The 19,511-nt window shown below is 43.6% G+C and carries 16 protein-coding genes and 1 pseudogene; 3 read left to right on the forward strand and 14 right to left on the reverse strand.

The window, feature by feature from the left end:
* Positions 1-14: 14 nt before the first annotated feature.
* Positions 15-263: pseudogene (locus tag AC0YN6_RS03390) on the reverse strand (SAM-dependent methyltransferase); the annotation flags it as partial.
* A 308-nt stretch (positions 264-571) separates the two neighbouring features.
* Here AC0YN6_RS03390 and AC0YN6_RS03395 point away from each other — a divergent pair.
* Positions 572-1,759 carry an ROK family protein gene (locus AC0YN6_RS03395; protein ID WP_475745120.1) on the forward strand — a complete coding sequence of 396 codons (1,188 nt, stop codon included), beginning with the start codon at positions 572-574 and terminating at the stop codon, positions 1,757-1,759.
* A gap of 72 nt (positions 1,760-1,831) precedes the next feature.
* Here the strand turns inward: AC0YN6_RS03395 and AC0YN6_RS03400 are convergent, their stop codons facing one another.
* The 11 genes from AC0YN6_RS03400 to AC0YN6_RS03450 form a co-directional block, all read right to left on the reverse strand.
* The gene (locus tag AC0YN6_RS03400; RefSeq protein ID WP_475745122.1) at positions 1,832-2,209 is read right to left on the reverse strand and encodes a zinc ribbon domain-containing protein; all 378 of its coding nucleotides are present in this window, start codon (positions 2,207-2,209) and stop codon (positions 1,832-1,834) included.
* 505 nt (positions 2,210-2,714) lie between these two features.
* Complete coding sequence (locus AC0YN6_RS03405; RefSeq protein WP_475745123.1) at positions 2,715-3,740, reverse strand: acyltransferase family protein; 1,026 nt, start codon at positions 3,738-3,740, stop codon at positions 2,715-2,717.
* Entirely contained in the window at positions 3,730-4,581 is an 852-nt protein-coding gene (locus AC0YN6_RS03410) for a D-alanyl-D-alanine carboxypeptidase family protein (protein ID WP_475745124.1), read from the reverse strand. The genes AC0YN6_RS03405 and AC0YN6_RS03410 overlap by 11 nt, the downstream gene beginning before the upstream one ends.
* The gene (gene alr, locus AC0YN6_RS03415; RefSeq protein WP_475745125.1) at positions 4,533-5,705 is read right to left on the reverse strand and encodes an alanine racemase; all 1,173 of its coding nucleotides are present in this window, start codon (positions 5,703-5,705) and stop codon (positions 4,533-4,535) included. The genes AC0YN6_RS03410 and alr overlap by 49 nt, the downstream gene beginning before the upstream one ends.
* 5 nt (positions 5,706-5,710) lie before the next feature.
* The gene (locus AC0YN6_RS03420) at positions 5,711-6,787 is read right to left on the reverse strand and encodes a D-alanine--D-alanine ligase family protein (protein WP_475745127.1); all 1,077 of its coding nucleotides are present in this window, start codon (positions 6,785-6,787) and stop codon (positions 5,711-5,713) included.
* A 118-nt stretch (positions 6,788-6,905) separates the two neighbouring features.
* The gene (locus AC0YN6_RS03425) at positions 6,906-8,111 is read right to left on the reverse strand and encodes a VWA domain-containing protein (protein WP_475745128.1); all 1,206 of its coding nucleotides are present in this window, start codon (positions 8,109-8,111) and stop codon (positions 6,906-6,908) included.
* Position 8,112: 1 nt separating this feature from the next.
* Entirely contained in the window at positions 8,113-10,440 is a 2,328-nt protein-coding gene (locus AC0YN6_RS03430; protein ID WP_475745130.1) for a DUF5682 family protein, read from the reverse strand.
* On the reverse strand, positions 10,437-11,528 hold the full coding sequence (locus tag AC0YN6_RS03435; protein ID WP_475745132.1) for an ATP-binding protein: 1,092 nt from the start codon (positions 11,526-11,528) through the stop codon (positions 10,437-10,439). The genes AC0YN6_RS03430 and AC0YN6_RS03435 overlap by 4 nt, the downstream gene beginning before the upstream one ends.
* Entirely contained in the window at positions 11,504-13,312 is a 1,809-nt protein-coding gene (locus AC0YN6_RS03440; RefSeq protein WP_475745133.1) for a HEAT repeat domain-containing protein, read from the reverse strand. The genes AC0YN6_RS03435 and AC0YN6_RS03440 overlap by 25 nt, the downstream gene beginning before the upstream one ends.
* A gap of 20 nt (positions 13,313-13,332) precedes the next feature.
* Complete coding sequence (locus AC0YN6_RS03445; protein ID WP_475745135.1) at positions 13,333-14,772, reverse strand: SWIM zinc finger family protein; 1,440 nt, start codon at positions 14,770-14,772, stop codon at positions 13,333-13,335.
* A 130-nt stretch (positions 14,773-14,902) separates the two neighbouring features.
* Positions 14,903-15,907: an aldo/keto reductase gene (locus AC0YN6_RS03450; RefSeq protein WP_475745137.1), complete on the reverse strand. Its 1,005-nt coding sequence runs from the start codon at positions 15,905-15,907 to the stop codon at positions 14,903-14,905.
* Between the two features lie 184 nt (positions 15,908-16,091).
* Here AC0YN6_RS03450 and AC0YN6_RS03455 point away from each other — a divergent pair, with 184 nt between their 5' ends.
* Complete coding sequence (locus tag AC0YN6_RS03455) at positions 16,092-16,892, forward strand: AraC family transcriptional regulator (protein WP_475745139.1); 801 nt, start codon at positions 16,092-16,094, stop codon at positions 16,890-16,892.
* 59 nt (positions 16,893-16,951) lie between these two features.
* Here AC0YN6_RS03455 and AC0YN6_RS03460 read toward each other — a convergent pair whose 3' ends face one another.
* The gene (locus AC0YN6_RS03460; protein ID WP_475745141.1) at positions 16,952-17,380 is read right to left on the reverse strand and encodes a GNAT family N-acetyltransferase; all 429 of its coding nucleotides are present in this window, start codon (positions 17,378-17,380) and stop codon (positions 16,952-16,954) included.
* A 296-nt stretch (positions 17,381-17,676) separates the two neighbouring features.
* Here AC0YN6_RS03460 and AC0YN6_RS03465 point away from each other — a divergent pair, with 296 nt between their 5' ends.
* Positions 17,677-18,477 (forward strand): hypothetical protein, encoded by an 801-nt coding sequence (locus AC0YN6_RS03465; protein ID WP_475745143.1) that lies wholly within the window; start codon positions 17,677-17,679, stop codon positions 18,475-18,477.
* A gap of 76 nt (positions 18,478-18,553) precedes the next feature.
* Here AC0YN6_RS03465 and AC0YN6_RS03470 read toward each other — a convergent pair whose 3' ends face one another.
* Complete coding sequence (locus AC0YN6_RS03470) at positions 18,554-19,483, reverse strand: tyrosine-type recombinase/integrase (RefSeq protein ID WP_475745145.1); 930 nt, start codon at positions 19,481-19,483, stop codon at positions 18,554-18,556.
* Positions 19,484-19,511: the final 28 nt, after the last annotated feature.

Raw genomic sequence — 19,511 nt, forward strand, 5'->3', positions numbered from 1 at the left:
TATTCTGTCTGCGTTTATTTTTTTGCAATAATCATGAATCGTTTGGAATTTGTCACTATTCCTTTACTGCTCCGATTGTCAGCTATAAATTTGTCTAGTATCGCGAAATCGTAGTCATCTTTCCCGAAGTTAGGAATGATTGGCGTATGTTTCAATACGAATACAAAGTCCTCATAGGTTTCGAAATAATCAGTTGAATCATATTCAAAACACTGAATATCGGTAAACCCCGCTTGATTCAGTTCATTTATATATTTGTCACGCTATGTCCCATCCGGATTAACACTGTACGTTTGATCGATTCGACTTAGTTAGATTAGCATTTGCTCTTGAATCATGCCTTCAGATAAATCTATCCCTACGAGAAGTAAAGTTTGATCAGCTATTAAAATTATCCTTCACCGCCGCCGGTGCCGATATCCAGTAAATGCGCTCGATAGTACATTCACCTTTTTATTAACGTTTCTTTTGAAATATTTATAGCGTTTGTCTAGTCTTCTATCCCCCTAGAGCATATAATAGAGGTTGGTTAATATCCGATATAATTACTTGGACAACTGGAGATTTAATAATGAATATAAAGAATCCGACAATAAAAAAACAAGTTTTTGATTTCATTATTCGTGAAGGACTCGTGTCCAAAGCTGCATTAATGGAAAGACTTACGGTTACGAGTACTAGCTTATCTAGGCTGTTAGAGGAATTGCTGACAGACGGTCTTATTCTCGCATCAGAATTCGGAAGATCTACAGGTGGCAGAAAACCCATTCTCTATCGTGTGAATCCTGAGCACCGTGCTTTATTTGGTTTAGAAATATCCCGTTTCTCCTCTTCGATTGGTTTATACGACTTAAATTTACAACCGCTGGCATTCGAGAGATGGAAGATGGATGAACGAATGACACCGGAGGTATTACTCGCCAAGATCGTTCAGATCGCTGAACGAATGATGAGCGACTTTCACATTCAGCGCCAGCAGGTTATCGGGATTGGGATCGGTGCTGTTGGTCCTTTAAGCCGGGAAGAAGGCGTGATGTTGAAGCCTCGGTATTTTCCAGCAGAAGGCTGGATCAATGTTCCCATATGTGATTGGCTGGAACAAAAACTAGGTATGCCAGCCCTCCTCGATAATGGCGCCAACACTGCAATTATTGGTGAGCACTGGGCACTTCGCAACGAAGAAGTAGAACATATGCTATATGTGCATGCGGGTGTCGGGCTTCGTACCTCCATGATCTCAGGAGGACAAATTGTAAGAGGGGCCGTAGATATGGAAGGCTCCTTCGGGCAGATGATCATTCAAACGAATGGCCCTAGACTTGGTGATGAAGGTAATTACGGAGCACTTGAAGCGCTTGTATCCATTCCTGCATTAGAGAAGAACATTCGAACACAATTAAAGCTGGGTCGAGCGAGCTCGCTGACAGGCTTACCGCCAGAGAAGATTCAATTTGATGTTTTGAAGAAAGCTTTTTTACAGAAGGATGCGTTCATAACCGAGCAGTTTCTGCAAACGGCTGAATATCTCGGAATAGGCATAGCCAATCTCATTAATATTTTGCATCCAGAGGCTGTCATATTAGGCGGTCCACTCGTCAATGTGCATAAGTCGATCTATGAAACGGTCATTCAGGTCGCTCGCAGCAATATCTATTACTCCCCGCAATACGAACCAAAATTTACGCAAGGTCAGCTGACCGAGGACGCTGTAACCGCAGGAGCAGCCATAATGCTGCTTCAGGATTGGGAGCTAGGATAAGTAAAAAAAGAACGATGCTTGGCGCGCGCCGACATCGTTCTTTTTCTTCAATTGAGGTGTTGATAATCCTCTTCAGGTCTCATTGAAATGTGATGAGTTGGATATGAAATTCGGATCATATATCTCAACAAATCCGCATTGCATACAGGAGACAAACAAATAATGCTGATATTGAATGTTTAAGAGCTTGCTAATTCCCGCTCCCGTCATTGCTAATTCATTGATATCACATTCATTATGATTACATTTTGAACATATAAAGCGATTAGCGATTTGTGCTTCTCTGTCCAGATCAGTCAGATCCTCAAGTTCAGACTCAGATTCATTCTGACAGTGATCCTGTTCGCTCACCAGTGGAATGAGATGCTCCTCCAAAACCTCATGCCTGCATACAGGACAATTATTATGTTCGAGAATGACTTGATTGTTGCACCATGGACATTCTATCACGGCAATAACCCCCTTAACTTTTTCGAAACGAAAGAGCCAGATTGCAGTTTGTACAATGTAAATCGCATTAGCATTTCAGTTCTTGTGCTACGCTGTAGTTTTTACATTAGAATTCCTGAATCTACTCTACATTGGCTCTTTATTCGCTAATTCTAATGTATTTCTGCAATGTAGCTTCTTTTTTCGGCAGTGATGTCAGGTTTCTACTGCACTTTGTGCATTAGATTTCGCTATAGCTATTAAATTCGTTGCTGGACTCCCCCATCCTTTTATTCCCATTGTTTTTCCATAAAAATAAAGACAAAACACCCTTCGGATGTTTTGTCTTTATGGATTAAGAATCTTTAGATCTGTTAGCCATCTCGATGATCATTACGATAAGCACGAGTAGTTGAATGAGCAATTCATTACTCATTGCAATCCCTCCCAGCTGCATGTAATGCTCCTTCGCTGTGGCTTCTCCTCCCGATTCATTACAACTAACTTACGTCTCCCATTACCATACTTATGGTCGAATTCTGAATTTTATGACGGATATTCTAACAGCGACAGCTGCCATAATTATTGACACGAAACATACCGATACAAAATGAATCATACTGTTTGATATGAATAAGTCTTCCTGCTTCACAACCTCCGCTGCACCTCGAACAAGCACAATTGCTATGGGATGCAATATATATATCCAAACCCGCCACTCTCTGAAGCCTTTGCCTGATCTGCCTTTCCACGAGAAAGCCCATTGGAACAAATAATAAGAAGCTGGCCACGCAAACACGTACATGCTGTCATGTCGCGGATATTCGATAGCATTCAAGATTATTCCTTCAGCAATCATCAGCGCTAAAAATACGAAAAATAAGCTAGCAGTAGTGATCGGCTTTCTAGATGGCTGTGGGCGCTTCGCTGCCCATGCTCCTAAAATAAGATAGATCGGAGCATAAAACAGACCATTTCGCGTGTAATCAAATAACTGAAACAAATGATCATATAGAGAATGAAGTACAGGGATGTTTTGCGTAATCCCATAATAGCTGTCGCCAATTAGTCCAATGATATAGAGTAAACTTCCTATTGCCAGCATAAGCGGTAACGATGTACTTTTATAAAGAAAATAGGCTATAAACAACCCTATAATCAACGCGGGCAAATACCACAAATGATAAAATGTCCCGTCAAAAATAATATCTCTCAAGAAGGAATATACGGTGAAATCCTCGGAAAAATCACCTTTATACACATTTAATGGAATGTATAACAAAATAGCAATAACATATAGAAGTCCGATTTTTCCCATATAACCGAACAATTTTTTGCGATCCTCAGCCTGTTCTCCCGTTAGTTTTCGAAAGAAAAAGAAACCCGATGTTATAAAAAATATAGGGACTGCAAGCCGAGAAATGATCCCGCTGAAAATAAAGTTTGTATACTCGTCGTATGATAGCAACGGGCCCGTATGATTGGCAATAACGAATAGGGCCGCTACAAATTTAAGCCAGTCCAGCCCGCTGTAATTCTGTTTAGTAACCATGAACTTTCGGCTCTTTGCCTATAAACGCAGTTACAAAAAAACCTTCCCTATTATTTCCGGATAAGCGATAAAGGTCGCAATTCACAATAGGTACACTTGTAATAGGTCCCTCTTCCGCTGGCACATAGTACACCTGTGCCCGCATGACTGCTGTTTCAGTGACTAGATGTTCTCCTGTATATGTGAATTTCTGAATAAAATCGATATATTCCTCTAAGCACAAATCATACTTTTCCATCATCTTGGCATGAGGATACCCCACATAACGGAAATGCCAAGGCTCACAAGAGATGTTCGTCAATGGCTCTTTGCCTGCTTTGTACCTTTGGATGAAGCCATGCTCCGCAGCCAGAGACTTGAATGTCATATAGACACCGCTATCCGGAAACGACGGCGCAATGAAGTCTACATGATTGTCGATTTTCCCGACATCTATAGCAAGTCCTGTTTGATGCTCGCTGTGTCCGGGTAAAGCCACGTAACATGTTGTATATTCAACACCGTTCTCGATCAATGAGTTTGCATAAATGTGCTCCTGTTCTTCTTTCGTACGAAATCCGCTCACCGTGACAATATCATTCCATCCTTCGCATTCACTCAGCAGCGCAATTAGATTCTGTAAACATGTTTTTTCCAAAAGCATGCCCTTTACCAGCTCTCTTATGGCAGGATTTGAATCTATTGGCTTGAGCTTATCCAACGGTATAGATTGCCTAATTGGGTTCGCTTGGTTAACCAACACCAAATGTCCCTCGTACATCTCTGACCGATTAACTTGGACAGTAGTATGTTTCACATAATCGCTTTCTTGATTTTGTGCTGCAATGTTCGTTTGTCCCATCGTGTCCAAGCCTCCTCTGCCGTCTTATATTTTCTTATTACCCTTGCAGTTAGCGATGTAGATACTTCTTGTGATACGCTGCCTATATGAGCTGCAAGCTCTGAGAATGTAATTTCTTCATTGTCTTGACTTCCGATTAAAGTGACCAAGGTTCCTTCAGGATACGGTCCTGGCAGCTTTACCATTAGCTGATCCATGCAAATTTTCCCGATCACTTTTGTCCGCTGACCATCGATTAACAACTCGGAGTTTTGCATGCTTTGTGACCAGCCATCCGCATACCCAATAGGAACCGTTCCTATCCACTCTTCTTCCTCCGCCTGATAGGAATTGTCGTAACCGAGGTATTCCCCTTTGCTAAGCTTCTTCACCTGCATGAGCTTGCTGTGTAAGCTTAAAGCAGGTTCAAGCCTTACAGATTGTACAAGCTGTTCCGGGTAAAAGCCGTACATTGCTGCTCCTATGCGTACCATATCCATGGCCAGATTTGGAAAGCGCAGCGCAGCCGCACTCCCCGCACAATGATAGTGGCGAATTTGGAGGCCTGATTTTTTGCTCCAATCGATCATGTCAATAAATCGGCTAGTTTGCAGCTCCAGAAACGTCGTATCTGCTTTGCCCGCTGTTGCGAAATGGGTATAAAATCCATCCACATCAATATCTTCGGCTTTCAGCCAAGGCAAGAGCTCGTCCCATTCCTCTTCAGATTGCAGGCCAATTCTACCAAGACCGGTATCCATTTTCACATGTACTTGAAGTTTTTTGCCCGTTTTATACGATTTAAATTGTCTCATTTCTCTAAACCAAACGGCGCCCGTAACGGTTAACATCAAGTCATTCTCTACAGCTAGAAGCACATCCTCAGGATGAATCGGTGTCAAAATAAGAATAGGAAGCTGTAACCCAAATGCACGAAGTCTCAGCGCTTCTTCCAAATAAGCTACCGCTAATACATCTGCACCGGCTTGCAATGCCATTTGAGCAGACTCGATATCGCCATGCCCATAGCCGTTGGCTTTAATAACAGCCATTAGCTTGACGGTCCGCGGCAATGTACCCCGAATTTTCAGCAGATTGTTGCGTATTTGGTTTAAATCTATTTCAGCCCAAGTATCTCTATGCATAACGGTCACCTCGCATACTGAATCGATTGTTTTTCGGCATGTCGAGTGATTGCATAATCAATTAGCTTCTCGACAAGCTCTGAATATTTTGTTCCATCCGTGCGTTCCCACATTACTGGATACATACTGAAATTTGTAAAACCAGGCAGTGCATTTATCTCATTCAAAAACAGCTGATTTTCTCCATCGAGGAAAAAATCCACGCGAGCAAGGCCCGAGCAGCCATGAACTTTATAAGCTTGAATGGCTAGCTGTCGGATTTGCAAAGTGATTTCTTCAGAAATCTGTGCCGGGATAGACATCGTCAACCGCTTGTCCATATATTTGGATTCAAAGTCGAAGAATACATGGTCGTGTATGAATTCACCAGGCAATGAAGCGAGCGGATTTTCATTTCCCATAACCGCGACTTGAATTTCTCTGCCTTTTACTTCGCTTTCGATTACAATCTTACTGTCATATTTAAAAGCTTCTTTAATCCCCGCAATTAACTGCTGCTTGTCCTGACACCTGCTAATACCAATGCTAGAACCAAGCGAAGCGGGTTTAACATAACAAGGGTATCCCAGCTTCTCCTCTGTCATTAGCACCATCTTCGAGTGATCCTCAAGCCACTGATCGTATCGATAGACAGAGTATTCGGTCTGGTGAATGTCAGCCTCAGCTAGCAGCTGCTTCGATATCGCTTTATCTAGTGTGAGTGATGAAGATAGCACCCCATTCCCAACGTAAGGAACATTAAGTAATTCCAGCAGTCCCTGCACCGTTCCATCCTCGCCGTAGGAGCCATGCAGAAGCGGCATAACGACCTTTTTTCCGGGTAAGGATAATTGATGAATGAGCACCTGTCCGATGGAATTAGCCTCACCTTCATGTATTGGCAAAGTTATCAGATCACTTATATGAAGTGCGTCAAGGTTCAGCTTGTCTGGTGTGGACCATAGCCCATCACGTGTAATGTAAATAGGATAAACTTCGAATTTTGACTCATCTATAGACTGAATAACGGTATATGCTGTTTTTAAAGAAACCTCATGTTCGACTGATTTACCCCCATAAAGAACATAGAGCTTTGTTTTCATACAAAAAAACCTCCTAAAATCGACTGGTTATCTATTACTAAAGATAACCGTCAATCGTTAAGAGGCTTGTAAATAAAGTTTAATAAAAGCTTAAGATTGTATAAAAGGTTATTATGATTTAGTGCTTGGAAGGGTCGAGCGCACCAGCAAGCTCTTGCAAATCTCGTCCTTGCAGCGCGCCTGCAATAAGCTCTGGCAGTCGATCCGGCGTACAGCCGAAGCAAGGAATGCCGAAACTAGACAACCGCTTTGCAAGCGTGACATCGTAAGATGGGACTCCGCTATCCGATAAAGCTAACAGACAAATGACACTAACGCCAGATTGACGCATATTTTCCATACGCCTGATGAGAGAGGCTTGATTACCGCCTTCATATAAATCGGAAATAAGAATAAAGAGCGATTTCTTAGGGTCAGTAATGAACTGCTCACAATATTGAACCGATTTATTAATATCTGTTCCGCCGCCAAGCTGGATGCCGAATAACATATCTACAGGATCATTCGCACATTGCTCGCTTAAATCTACCACCTCAGTATCAAAGGCGACAACATGTGTATCAAGAGCGGGCAAACTGGCGAAGATAGAGCCGATGATCGACGCATAGATGACCGAGTCTGCCATCGATCCGCTTTGATCAATATCCAGAATAACGGTCCATTCTTTACTGCGCCGTGCTCTCTCATAGAAATAAAATCGTTCCGGTATAAGCATTTGACTATCCATGTCATAGTGCTTCAGGTTTCTGCGGATGGTCGTTTTCCAGTCTAAGCCGGTAATGGATGGCAGCGGCGAATGCTTTCTACGATTCAATGCTCCCGTTACTGCACGACGAATTTCATGCGCTAATCGTGCCAAAATCTCGTCCACTACCTCACGAACCAGTATTCTTGCCGTTTCCTTTGCCTTCTCAGGTATACGACCTTTTAATGCAATTAGTGTTGCAACCATGCGGATATCCGGTTTTACCTGACTAAGAGTCTCCGGCTCAAACAATAGCTGTGTTAACCCTTTGCGTTCAATGGCATCTGCTTGAATAACCGACACGATATCGGAAGGAAAGAAGCTGCGCACGTCGCCTAGCCATTTTGTTAGTTTGGGTGAGGAAGCGCCTAGACTTGCCGACCGACTTCCGGGCTTATTCTGATTATCGGAGACGTCCGTCGTATCATCATATATAGCAGCAAGCGCTTGATCCATCAAGCTAAGCTCATCATCAAGAAGACCCTGCCCATTCGCCATATCCGTCAGCTTTTCATTTGCAGCTTGACCTAGTATAAGCCGCCAGCGCTTAAGTTGTTCAAAGTGTTCATTATCGCTCATATTATAAGTCTCCAAAATCGAACTCATTGAGCTCGTCCAATTTTTGTTGCTCTTCAGTGCTAAGCGGACGCTGCAGGACATCAGCTGCCTCCATCATTCCGAATCCCCATACGTCACTTAATAATTCGGCAATTGTACTTTTCTCTCTAGGCTCGAATGAAGAGAATGCTCTGCGAAGAAAGACAAGTGAACGTCTAAACTGCTCTTCATCAAGTGATTGTGTATAAAGATCCAGCTGTTCCCAAAGCTGTCGGCGTGATAATAGCACATACCGATTTCGAAGTGACATCCCTTCAAACCACCCTGCTCCGATATCGGCTGGAATGCCCGGAGACAATCGTCTCGACACTTCCCGTGCTAAACGTTCATTGTCAATGAGGTTACGCTCAAGCAGCAGCGCAAATGCAAGCCCGGAAAGCTTGGCATTACGATCATCGCGATAAGCAAGCTGCTCCAACTGCTGCACCCATCGCTCGTCATCCACCATTTCAAAATGCTGCTGTGATACCGCATGCATATCAATAATTGCAGCAGCCATACTTGCAGCTGCTTCATCACTGCAAATAGCAGAGTCAACAAGGAGCAGTGTTCCCCTAAGAAATAGCTGTTGGAGAAGCGGAACGAGTACTGCTGTATCTATCTTGCGGACATCGCCATAGAGCACCAATACAGAAAGATCACGCAGCGTACCTGCAATTTGAGCAAAATCACCAGCATCGACGGCAAGCTGCTGCAGCGTACGCCGAGCATCCTCCATCGAAGCGGGCAGACCACACTGCCAAGCCGCCTTCACAAGTGCCGCTGCTTCCATAATATTTGTGCTTTGTGCTAGCGATTCCTTGATGGCGAAAGACGCAGCGAGCTCAATCGTCTCTCCTTTCATGATCGATTCAACGACCTCAATTTCTGCTTCAGGCGTCCAGCGCAGCACCCAGTTCTCAGCCCAGGTTGCGCCGTTCTGCTGAACTGCACGTTTCTTCGCAAAGCTGATTTCCAGCAGCTGAAGGCGCTCAAGGAAAAAGGATCTTCTTAAATCAAGAAATGCTGCCTCCTCCGATTTCACCCTCCTGTTTTCTCGAAGATCAAGCTCTAGCTCGGTCGCAACCGTCGTTTTGTATTTTTCCAGCTTTAACGTCTTTAGGTTTCGCACCAAGTCCTCTTGAATTGGCGTTTGGCTAATGCCGTCCGGCAAGGAACCAATTGCGGTTCCAATATCCGTTCTTGCGAGAGCATCAGCTACAATAGAAAGTTCTCCATATCCAAGGCAAGTAATTGCTGCATCGCGAAGATCACGCAGCGTAGGCAATCTTCCTCCTTGCAAAGATGCCAGCGATTCCGCCAGCCTTACTGCTTCGATAACCGATGCCGCAGAACGAAACGTCCCGCTCTCCCGCATATGACCCGCAATTCTCGCTAAATAGAGGGAAGATAATTTACCTAGATCGCCGCCGACTAAACATTGCCATGCAAGATCAAAATATGACGGAGCTAAATTACCTGCTCCATACCCGGAATGACTTGAGAGCTTATAGTATGAGTATGGCATAAGCGTCAGCTTGGTTGGGATTGCCGGCAGTGAAGCTGCCTCCTTCTCCGTCATACTTTCAAGTCCTGCTTCCAGCGCTGATACATGGTATGCTCCGGTGACGACTACGATTTTATTCGCTGGTACGCCTCCAGCAATAGCTTCAGCAATTTTCGCGCGCATATAAGCCTCGCGAATATCATTGTGAGCAGTATCCAGCGGCGAGTGAATTCGTTCCTCGGCTTCTGACAGCTTGCGCATCTCACTAGAAAAAGCATGTATTGCACGTCGGTATGTGCTCGGCTCGCTGCTATGTTCAAATGATCGTTCCCAATAGGTTTCATAATCTGCATCACCGGATTTTTGTGCGACTTGTTCATATCGATCATTGATTTGTTGACGATGCAAGCGAACACCTTCGTAATAATCTTCTTTTTCATTAGCAGCTCTCATGCCCGCATGCAGACTAACCGATACATCGGATGGCAGGTCGATAAACCGTGCTTCTGCTCCATGGTTAGCTGCCCAAAGAAAAGCTTGATACTCTGGAGAATATTCCGCTAACGGAAAAACAACCGTACGAATAGGCAGCTGTTCCGTATACGCCAATATAGCGATTGGCGGCTTCACACCACTTAACGTAATTTGACCGATTAACTCCGTCGCATCCGATGGTCCTTCTACAAGCACAAGCTGCGGTTTTACTTCATTTAGAAAAGCTTGCAAATGATATGCTCCAGTTGGTGAGAGATGGCGAACACCGAATAAATGGACGCCGTAATTGGATACGGCAGCCGTGCTCACGAACTTAGCTCACGGCAAGCACGATATAGCCCTCTCCACTCGGCTCCCCGTTTCTTCATCACATTTTCCAAATATTCCTTCCATACTGTATCGTCTTTCGCTTCATCCTTTACTACAGCTCCGAGCAATCCCGCAGCAAGATCCTCCTCGGCAACTTGACCATCGCCAAAGCTGCTAGCAAGCGCCATGCTGTTAATCAGTAATGATATCGCTTCGGCAGTTGAGATGGCACCGCTTGGCTGCTTCAGCTTCTCCTTGCCGTCAACAGTCATCCCGCTTCGCAGCTCACGGAAAATCGTAACTACCTTACGTACCGCCTCTTCTTCTGGTACTGCTTCTCCTAGACGATAGTTTACTGCGATCTCACTCACACGTTTGCGTACAATAGCCACTTCTGTTTCTAAGTCCGAAGGAGCGGGTAGCACAACGATGTTGAAACGACGCTTCAAAGCAGCGGACATATCATTGACGCCGCGATCACGTGTATTCGCTGTCGCAATAATCGAGAAACCTCTAGTAGCTGGAATGTCTCTGCCTAGCTCTGGGACTGAGATCGTCTTCTCTGACAAAATCGAGATTAACGCATCCTGAACCTCTGATGCACAGCGCGATATTTCTTCAAAACGTGAGATGCCACCTGTTTCCATCGCTCGATAGATCGGGCTTTTGACAAGTGCCTCCTCCGTGGGACCGTTAGCAAGTAGCATCGCATAATTCCAAGAATAGCGGACCTGTTCTTCACTTGTACCCGCCGTCCCTTGGATAACCTTAGAGGAATCACCGTGTATAGCCGCTGTCAAATTTTCCGAAAGCCATGATTTTGCTGTTCCCGGCTCGCCAATGAGCAGCAAAGCACGGTCTGTTAGAAGCGTTGCAATTGCAATTTCTACCAGCCTGGTGTGTCCGATATACTTCGGTGTAATATCAACATCACCTGCTCGGCCGCCTGTAATGAAAGTGAGTACCGCGCGTGGCGATAGCTGCCAGCCGGCAGGTTTCTCTCCTTTATCATGTGCTTTAAGCGCTTCAAGTTCATGTGCATACAACAGCTCCGCTGGCTGCCTTAAGATAGTCTGTTTATGATCCATTCTAATAATCCCGCTCCTTCTGGTTTCAACTCAAGTTCCGCCGGCTTGGCGGCGATGTGTTCAGCTATCTGCTTTAATTGTTCACGTGTACGTTCAAATGACGCTTTTTCAGCAATGTGCCCTAGTCTCTCAGCATAGCTGCTTGGAAGGATAGCGATAATAAGGTGTACATCCCGTTCCTTATAAACAAAGGATTTCTCCGCAGCGAGCTCCAGCGTTGATATAAGCATTTCAGGGGTTTCTGGATGACCAAGACGAAATAAGCTGTATTGAAGATGGATCGTTCGTTCCTTATTGATCTGTCGAGCTATTTTGGATTTTGCGACCAGATAATCAATAACTTCTTTAGTTGGCTCTTTAACCAAACGACATACTAGTTCTTCCTCATCTAAGGCAATAAAACGTTCTATCCATCTCGAATCCCATCCCCATAGATTTTCATTATGTCCGTAAAAAATTTGAGCAATGGAATGAGGCGTTATATCATTAATAATACTAAGCAAAAGACGCGCTGTTTTACTCTTTTTCACAAGTAAATAACCTTCATACTTATCAAAAACCTCACTGGCACTAAGTGCTTCTCTTGCAGCTAGGAATGAAATGGAGAACAAATAGGGGCGCTTTTCGCGCAGCTCATGGAGTAAGACTAATGCCTCTTCATTCTTTGATTCCAATAAAATGTGCGCTGCTTGACCGATAATAGGTTCCATTTCATTAAAATTAAGCTGATCATTGTTTAACATATCCATTAGAAATTGTCTTACGGATATAAGGTTTGATTTCGGGTTAAGACAAGTGTTGACGGTTCTGAGCTTCTCCCTCCAACCCGCTTCTTGCGGATTAGAAACGATCTGTTCAATAAGCTCTAAGCCAAAAGTTAACAATTGCTCGGTTAATGCCGGTATTTCACATGCTTGAATCGGATCGATTGCGATATCTGTATCTTTTTTCTTCAATGCGTCCAGCAAACGGTCAACGACTTGTCCAGATTGGAAGCTGGATAATGCCATTAAAGCTGCGGCTCGAACTTCCTTTTTCCCATCATGCGACAGATCGAGCAATTCTTCCTCGAAGCTTGGCAACCCAGCTGTTAATGAAATAGCTGCTACTCGAACTGGAAGCGAGCCTTCTTTTTGAGCTGTCAGCAAAGTCGGCCATAACTCTTCTTTATTTTGTGTCTGCTTATAAAGTGAAGCTAGTATTCTCGCATCACCGCTGCTGCCCTGCATATTGAATTCCGCTTGTAGAATAGGCAAAGCAGCAGGACCTATCATTGGAATGACGAAGTCCGCGACATAATCTGCGATTTCTGAATAGCTGTCCTTTAAGGCGTACACTGCTGGGCTGAATGTTCTAACATCGCTAAATAGACTATTTTCTACACCTTGCCTGATTACATCCAGCCGACCAGATCCACGTTGCGTTAGTGAATCATGAAGCGGCTTAAGCTTTCGATAAGGAATACTCGTAATAGCCTGCGCCGCATTCGTATTCGTTCCTACTGGCAGCAGTTCACCCGGCACTTCGATTGAGCTTTGCGTATGCAAAACTGCTTGCAGCAAAACCGTTAAATCCAATAACCTATGTGCCACATTTTCTGGTTGAGCTTTTGTAACTCCTTCTACTTCTTCCGCAACACGCTTGAAAATCGGTGCTCTCTCACCGAACTGCTGCAGCTGTGGGAGCAAACGTTTCAAACGTACATCATCAACCGCCATGCCCGCACCCGCTATAACTAAGCGGCGGACGTCTTCATGCAATTCACGCAATAATGGAATACTCATTCTAGGCTCCTTCATTAACCTTAATAGAATAAACGGATCATTTCTTGTTCAGTAATAAGTGCAAGCGGCTGAGCGACTAAGTTTCCATCAGATAGACGATCCTCAAACATGACAAGAACAGAAGTTTGAGTGAATAGCTCTTGATTTAAATTAGGGATAAGCTGCAAAGTAGGATGACCGATTCTTGAAATAGTATCAAGCGGCAGTCTTACGCCATGCTCATCAACCAGAACATATCCCTCTTCCGTGGTTGCCACCTGAGCAGCATGCAGAAGCATCAACGGATTTTTGTCAGCTAATGGATTTTTAAGTTGGTTTTTCACCGTTTTTACTGCAGCTGTAAAGGACTGCTCTGCAAAAGAACGAATAGCGATTCGATCACTAGAATCGAGTTCTCGCATGATCATCTCTTCCCAGCGTACTCTTTTGTTCAAATCACCAGGGTAAGCAAATAACTCCTTTGCTTGGACGACCATGAAACAGGAATCTTCTTCTCTCATAAGTTTGGCAGCTCGGAAAGGTCTGTAGTTCCGCGTAACAACGACTTCACCATTCACAAGCGTCATCCAATGCCCTTCATCTACATATTCGCCTCGAGCTTCGTCCGTATAGGAGCGAAAGGACAACTGCACAAGCTCTGTATCTTGACTAACGAGTCCATGCTCCCTCAGCTCGGACAACTGCCAAGCATGTCCGATCTTCTCTTCTAAGACACTTGTTATGTCCATTGGTGTATTAGGATCTTCTATACGTGCTTTCAGATGTTCTCGGCTGCGTTTAATTAGGGCGTGCAGAGCAGCCAACTGTTCATATATTTCCGAATAGATTGCTTCTGGATTTTCACTAGAACCCGCTAGTACCAATATCTCACGAACAGCAGCCTGAAGGCCGGGAACATAGTGATTGCCAAGCTGCTTTGCTTGATCCTCATACATTCGAATCGACCGATTATCCAAGGCAGCTAGTCCAGTATGAACGATCTGCTGAACGAGCTTATGGGCGAGCTCTACACCTTCTAATTGTGAAGCAAGCTTCTTAGCAAGCGCATTTTTATTCACTTTTCGTTTGCTCTCAGTCCCTGCTGGAATCGCTGCTATTTCCTTCTTCTTCTCTTCACGCTTATCCGCTTTCTCCCGCTTATCTGCAATATCAGCAGGCGTTTCCTCAATCGTAAAAGCCTTTCCACCAGCATATGCGTACATCAGTCCTAATATATGCTTGCAAGGAAACTGTCTGCTGGGACAAGAACAACGAAATACAGGCTGTTCTACTTTTACAAAATCTACAGAACAGCTATAAGGCTCTTTTCCACTTCCTTTGCATTCTCCAAATAGGAGCTTATCATCTTCCGTGCGGCATAACCTCTGAAAGCTATTTTTGCGAACGAGGTCATTTCCATTTTTGATCGCCCCCGCATTCGGGGCCAAAGAATCGATATAAGCTTCAGTAAGATGGGTCATAGTTTCCCTCACTCGTTTGATTGGATTTAATCGATAATTTCCACGAAACAAGCAGTTTTTCCTGCTTTTAATGTCGGAATGTTGCAATGTAGCCATAGAAAAACCCAGGCATATGAGCCTGGGTTAGTAATTACCACGGAATATCTCCGATATTGTGCATGATTGCATCTATTTCTGTTAATTCTTGAGCAGATAATGGAGCGCTCTCCAGCGCCTTTACATTTTCTTCGATCTGACTGACTCGGCTAACACCGATCAGAGCAGAGGTTACTCCGCCTTCGCGTAAAATCCATGTTAGTGCCAATTGTGACAACGTTTGACCTCTTCTCGCGGCAAGAGCCTCAAGACTGCGGAATTTTTGAACCCGCTCTGCAGTAATCGCCTGCGGCTTCATCGAACTGGAAGAAGCTCTCGACTCTGCTTCAATTTTATCGACATATTTATTAGTCAGTTGTCCTCTGCCAAGCGGGCAATAGGCAATCGAGCCAACGCCATTATCATCTAATACCGTTTGCAAGCCATCCTCAATCCAGCGGTTCAGCATCGAATAATTAGGCTGATGAACTAAGCATGGTGTACCCAGCTGCTTCAATATTTTGACCGCTTCGCTCGTCTGCTCGGCATTGTAATTGGATAAGCCAACGTATAGTGCTTTTCCTTGTCTTACTGCATGATCAAGCGCGCCCATTGTTTCTTCCATCGGCGTTTCTGGGTCTGGACGATGCGAATAAAATATATCGACATAATCAAGTCCCATTCGCGTTAAGCTGCGATCCAAGCTGGACAGCAGATTTTTACGGGAGCCCCATTCACCATAAGGTCCTTCCCACATGTAATAGCCTGCTTTTGTTGATATGAGCAGCTCATCCCGGTAAGGAGCCAAGTCTTTCTTGTATACTGCACCAAACGTCTCTTCAGCTGAACCGGCAGGCGGGCCGTAATTGTTCGCTAGGTCAAAATGATTGATCCCTAAATCAAATGCTTTTAGAAGCATAGCACGTGAATTTTCCAGCGGTTGATTGCCGCCAAAGTTTTGCCATAGTCCTAGTGATATCGCAGGCAGTTTAATTCCACTTTTGCCAGCGCGTTTATACAACATATTCGAATAACGTGATTGGTCAGCAGCATAAGGCATGTATCATATTCCCCTTTATTTTTAGAATGATTTCTTCACAAAAAACATGCTATAATGATCACTTACTTCCTTTGATTCCATCAAAGTATATCTTATAACTACTGTAACAAGGAATGTCCGCAAGCAAGTTGTATATGTCATAATGTAATATGTTTCTGCTATAAATTCAGGGATGTGATATCGAATGTGCGAACGCTATGATCTGATCTATTATTATCACGGAAAGCAATTTTGTGAACCTGGCTATAGCTGGGGGCCGGGAGTAAAGGATCATTATAAAATCTTATTTATTCACGAAGGCAAAGGCAGCTACCAGATTGAAGGCCAAACGTATGCGCTCAAAAAAGGACAAGGCTTTATGGTATATCCAAACACCATCTGCCATATGAAGGCTGATATGCAGGACCCTTGGGTCTACTCGTGGATCGCATTTCAGGGCACTAGCGTAGATGATTTGCTTGCACAAGTGCAATTAAGCAAAACAAATCCTCATTTCACCTTCGCTCCCTCCAATTGGTTTGATCCTTGGCTGGATCAGCTATCTGAAGCGGGATTACTTGAGAAAAACAGCGGTCTAGTCGTTCATAGCCACCTTTTCCGTCTAATATCGGATTGGATCAATATGTTGACCGCGCCCAATCAGATTGGATATGTGCCGAAGGCAAAAGATGTTTATGTTCGCAAAGCGCTCGATTATATAGAAATGAACTATTATAACAAAGTAAGTATAACTGAGCTGGCGAAGCGAATTGGCATAGACCGCATTTACTTATCTTCTTTATTTAAAGAGGTTGTACAGCAATCGCCTCAATCCTATTTGCTGCAATATCGAATGGATAAAGCATGTGATTTGATGAACAATCAGCAGCTTTCGATGTCAGATATTTCCCACTCCGTCGGTTATACTGATCCGCTTCTTTTCTCGAAAATGTTCAAAAAAGTCAAAGGGATCTCCCCTTCTCACTACCGAAAAAACATAGTCTAAACAAAAAAAAGGCTGTCTCAGAAGGCATTAAGCCTAAAAGTGACAGCCATTATTAATAATTAATGTGATAAATCTTTAACCATCTTAACATGCGGAATATTTTCTTCCATAAATACGGTAGATGCTATTTCGTAGCCTTGTTTCTCATAAAAAGGAGCCGCTTGTACTTGCCCGTGCAGCTTCGCTTTGGCAATCCCCTTTTCTCGCGCAATCGCCTCAAGCTCATCCATAATCGCCTTGCCTAGTTTATGTTTGCGGTGTGAGGATAATACGCAAATACGCTCCATCTTCGCCATATCATCGACGACCCGCACTCTGCCTGTCCCGACAGGTTCATTATCATAATACACAAGAACATGATCAGCAATCGCATCGAAATCATCAAGCTCTACTTCCTCTGCAACCCCTTGCTCTCTCACGAAGACTGCTTTACGAATTTCATATGCCTCTTCTAATTGTTCAGTTGTCGTTATACGCTTCGTTTCCATATATCTCTTCCTTTCGCTTACCTTATTACTAATTTGCTATGTTTCAATATACCGTATTCTTTATTATAATACGATTTTAATAAATTGCACGAATTTAGAGACAACAAATGGCTAACCAAAGGACCAGGGTGATATGTGGGACGGCCTTGAACGAGTAAAAACCATCGTGGGGCCATTTCTATTGACAGTACGTTAGTGCCCTCCTATACTTATAGAATACTCATAATGATAATCATTATCGATAACATGTACATTCTATATGTATTTTACTGATGACGAACAAGAGGAGCAGTTAAATGACGACTGAAATGGATTTCACACTTGTCGAAACTTATTTTCACATATCACCAAATGGTGCCGCTCATCCTGTGCACGAGCTGCCTGCAGTTTACTTTTATAGTAAAGAAATATCACATGAGACGTTACGAAAAGCCGGTGAAATGGTTCAAGCAACAGGCATGCAATTAGCAGCTTCTTTTGTCGGAATGTCTTTTTTCAATTTGTGCATAACGAATCTTTTTTTTGCTGCTCAATACAATCGTTTTTTGGATTTATCGGTACATAATTTGACCTATCAGCTAGAAAACCATGATGATCATGCTCATTTAGGCTTCAAAATCAATGAGCTCCGCTGGACGGATGTTCCTCAGGACCAAATAGAACGCAAACGGTTTCTTGAGCATTCTTTCAGTATATTTTTCAAGGATGAGATCAATGAAATTATCGAGACTGTAGCTGAAAGCGCAGATGTAAAGTCTGCTATGATATGGAATCAAGTTGGCGGCCATATTCATGCCGTCCGTGACTTTATGTTCCAAAATATGACGGATCAGAATTTGCTTACAAGCTTCCAGCAAGATCTAGATGTCATTCTTGGTCTTTCGGCTGAAGTATTTAACCGTAAACGTAATCCTTTTATCCATAAACCACGATATATCGATAATCCATGGTCACCAGATGGTCATAAGCTGCTTATGCGCTCGTCTTGCTGTATGTATGATTGCCGTGTTGATGGTGAGAAATGCTATACTTGTCCACGCATGCTGCCTGAAGAACGTGAAGAAAGACGAAAACTAGTTGAAGCTGGCTCCAACTAAAAAAGCTGATGACAGATACCATTTGTATCCGTCATCAGCTCTAATAATAATATTAGTTAACATAATTATAATTACGTTACTTCTTTTTGAGATTAACCGGAATTTTACTGGAAATATTGTTCATCGCATTTCGAAGCTGTTTATTGTCAATATGTGTGTAAATCTGAGTAGTCTCGATACTTGCATGTCCGAGCAGCTCCTGCAGCGTCCGGATATCTGTTCCACTGCGAATTTGCATCGTTGCAAATGAATGACGGAGCTTATGGCTGGATAGACGTTTATCCACAAGTGATGGCATCGTTTCCTTAAGCAGCTTGATCGTTTCATCGGCGACAGTCTGGATCATTCGAATCGACAGTCTTCTACCAAATTGGGATACAAAAAACGGCTGCTCCTTCCCCTGTCTGGATTCCTTCCGCTCAGCGAGCGCTTCATTCAAAATATGCTGAAGCGCATCAGGCAATGGAATGACACGCCATTTACGCCCTTTTCCGAGAATATGTATAGAACCATCCTGCTGAAAATCTTGAACGTTCATCCGATGAACCTCACCTACACGCAAACCAGCATAGGCCATTAATAATACGATAGCGACGTTTCGTATATAATATTTCCCTTGAATCGTTTGGAGCAGTGCTTCCAGTTCATTTTCTTCCAAATATACAGGAATTCGATTCTTCTCCTGTTTAGACTTCGCAATGAGTGCTGCAGGATTACTTTCCAAATGCTCCATCTCGATCATCGCTTTAAAAAAAGAACGTAAAGAAGAAAGCTTCCGATTGCGAGCTTCGTCCCCTGCCCCCTTCTCACGACATACAGCCATGTAACGCATAATATCCAACTTCGTTATTTTTTTCGTTTCCGTTGGATAAACTGTCCCTAGAAAAAAACGAACATCATTTATGTAAGCTTGGTGCGTTGACTTTGTCATCCCTTTATTTTTCATCCATATCGAAAATAGTTCCATCTCAATGCCGTAACTATCCGTCAGTTCATGTTGTCCCATTCGCAAGGAAATCCTCCATATAATTCTA

The sequence above is a fragment of the Paenibacillus sp. J22P15 genome (assembly GCF_056269345.1).

Bases quoted from the DNA above. Each gene is read 5' to 3' on its own strand.
- AC0YN6_RS03395 (WP_475745120.1), top strand. From the start codon at position 572: ATGAATATAAAGAATCCGACAATAAAAAAACAAGTTTTTGATTTCATT.
- AC0YN6_RS03405 (WP_475745123.1), bottom strand. From the start codon at position 3,740: ATGGTTACTAAACAGAATTACAGCGGGCTGGACTGGCTTAAATTTGTA.
- AC0YN6_RS03410 (WP_475745124.1), bottom strand. From the start codon at position 4,581: ATGGGACAAACGAACATTGCAGCACAAAATCAAGAAAGCGATTATGTG.
- alr (WP_475745125.1), bottom strand. From the start codon at position 5,705: ATGCATAGAGATACTTGGGCTGAAATAGATTTAAACCAAATACGCAAC.
- AC0YN6_RS03420 (WP_475745127.1), bottom strand. From the start codon at position 6,787: ATGAAAACAAAGCTCTATGTTCTTTATGGGGGTAAATCAGTCGAACAT.
- AC0YN6_RS03425 (WP_475745128.1), bottom strand. From the start codon at position 8,111: ATGAGCGATAATGAACACTTTGAACAACTTAAGCGCTGGCGGCTTATA.
- AC0YN6_RS03435 (WP_475745132.1), bottom strand. From the start codon at position 11,528: ATGGATCATAAACAGACTATCTTAAGGCAGCCAGCGGAGCTGTTGTAT.
- AC0YN6_RS03440 (WP_475745133.1), bottom strand. From the start codon at position 13,312: ATGAGTATTCCATTATTGCGTGAATTGCATGAAGACGTCCGCCGCTTA.
- AC0YN6_RS03445 (WP_475745135.1), bottom strand. From the start codon at position 14,772: ATGACCCATCTTACTGAAGCTTATATCGATTCTTTGGCCCCGAATGCG.
- AC0YN6_RS03450 (WP_475745137.1), bottom strand. From the start codon at position 15,907: ATGCCTTATGCTGCTGACCAATCACGTTATTCGAATATGTTGTATAAA.
- AC0YN6_RS03455 (WP_475745139.1), top strand. From the start codon at position 16,092: ATGTGCGAACGCTATGATCTGATCTATTATTATCACGGAAAGCAATTT.
- AC0YN6_RS03460 (WP_475745141.1), bottom strand. From the start codon at position 17,380: ATGGAAACGAAGCGTATAACGACAACTGAACAATTAGAAGAGGCATAT.
- AC0YN6_RS03465 (WP_475745143.1), top strand. From the start codon at position 17,677: ATGACGACTGAAATGGATTTCACACTTGTCGAAACTTATTTTCACATA.
- AC0YN6_RS03470 (WP_475745145.1), bottom strand. From the start codon at position 19,483: ATGGGACAACATGAACTGACGGATAGTTACGGCATTGAGATGGAACTA.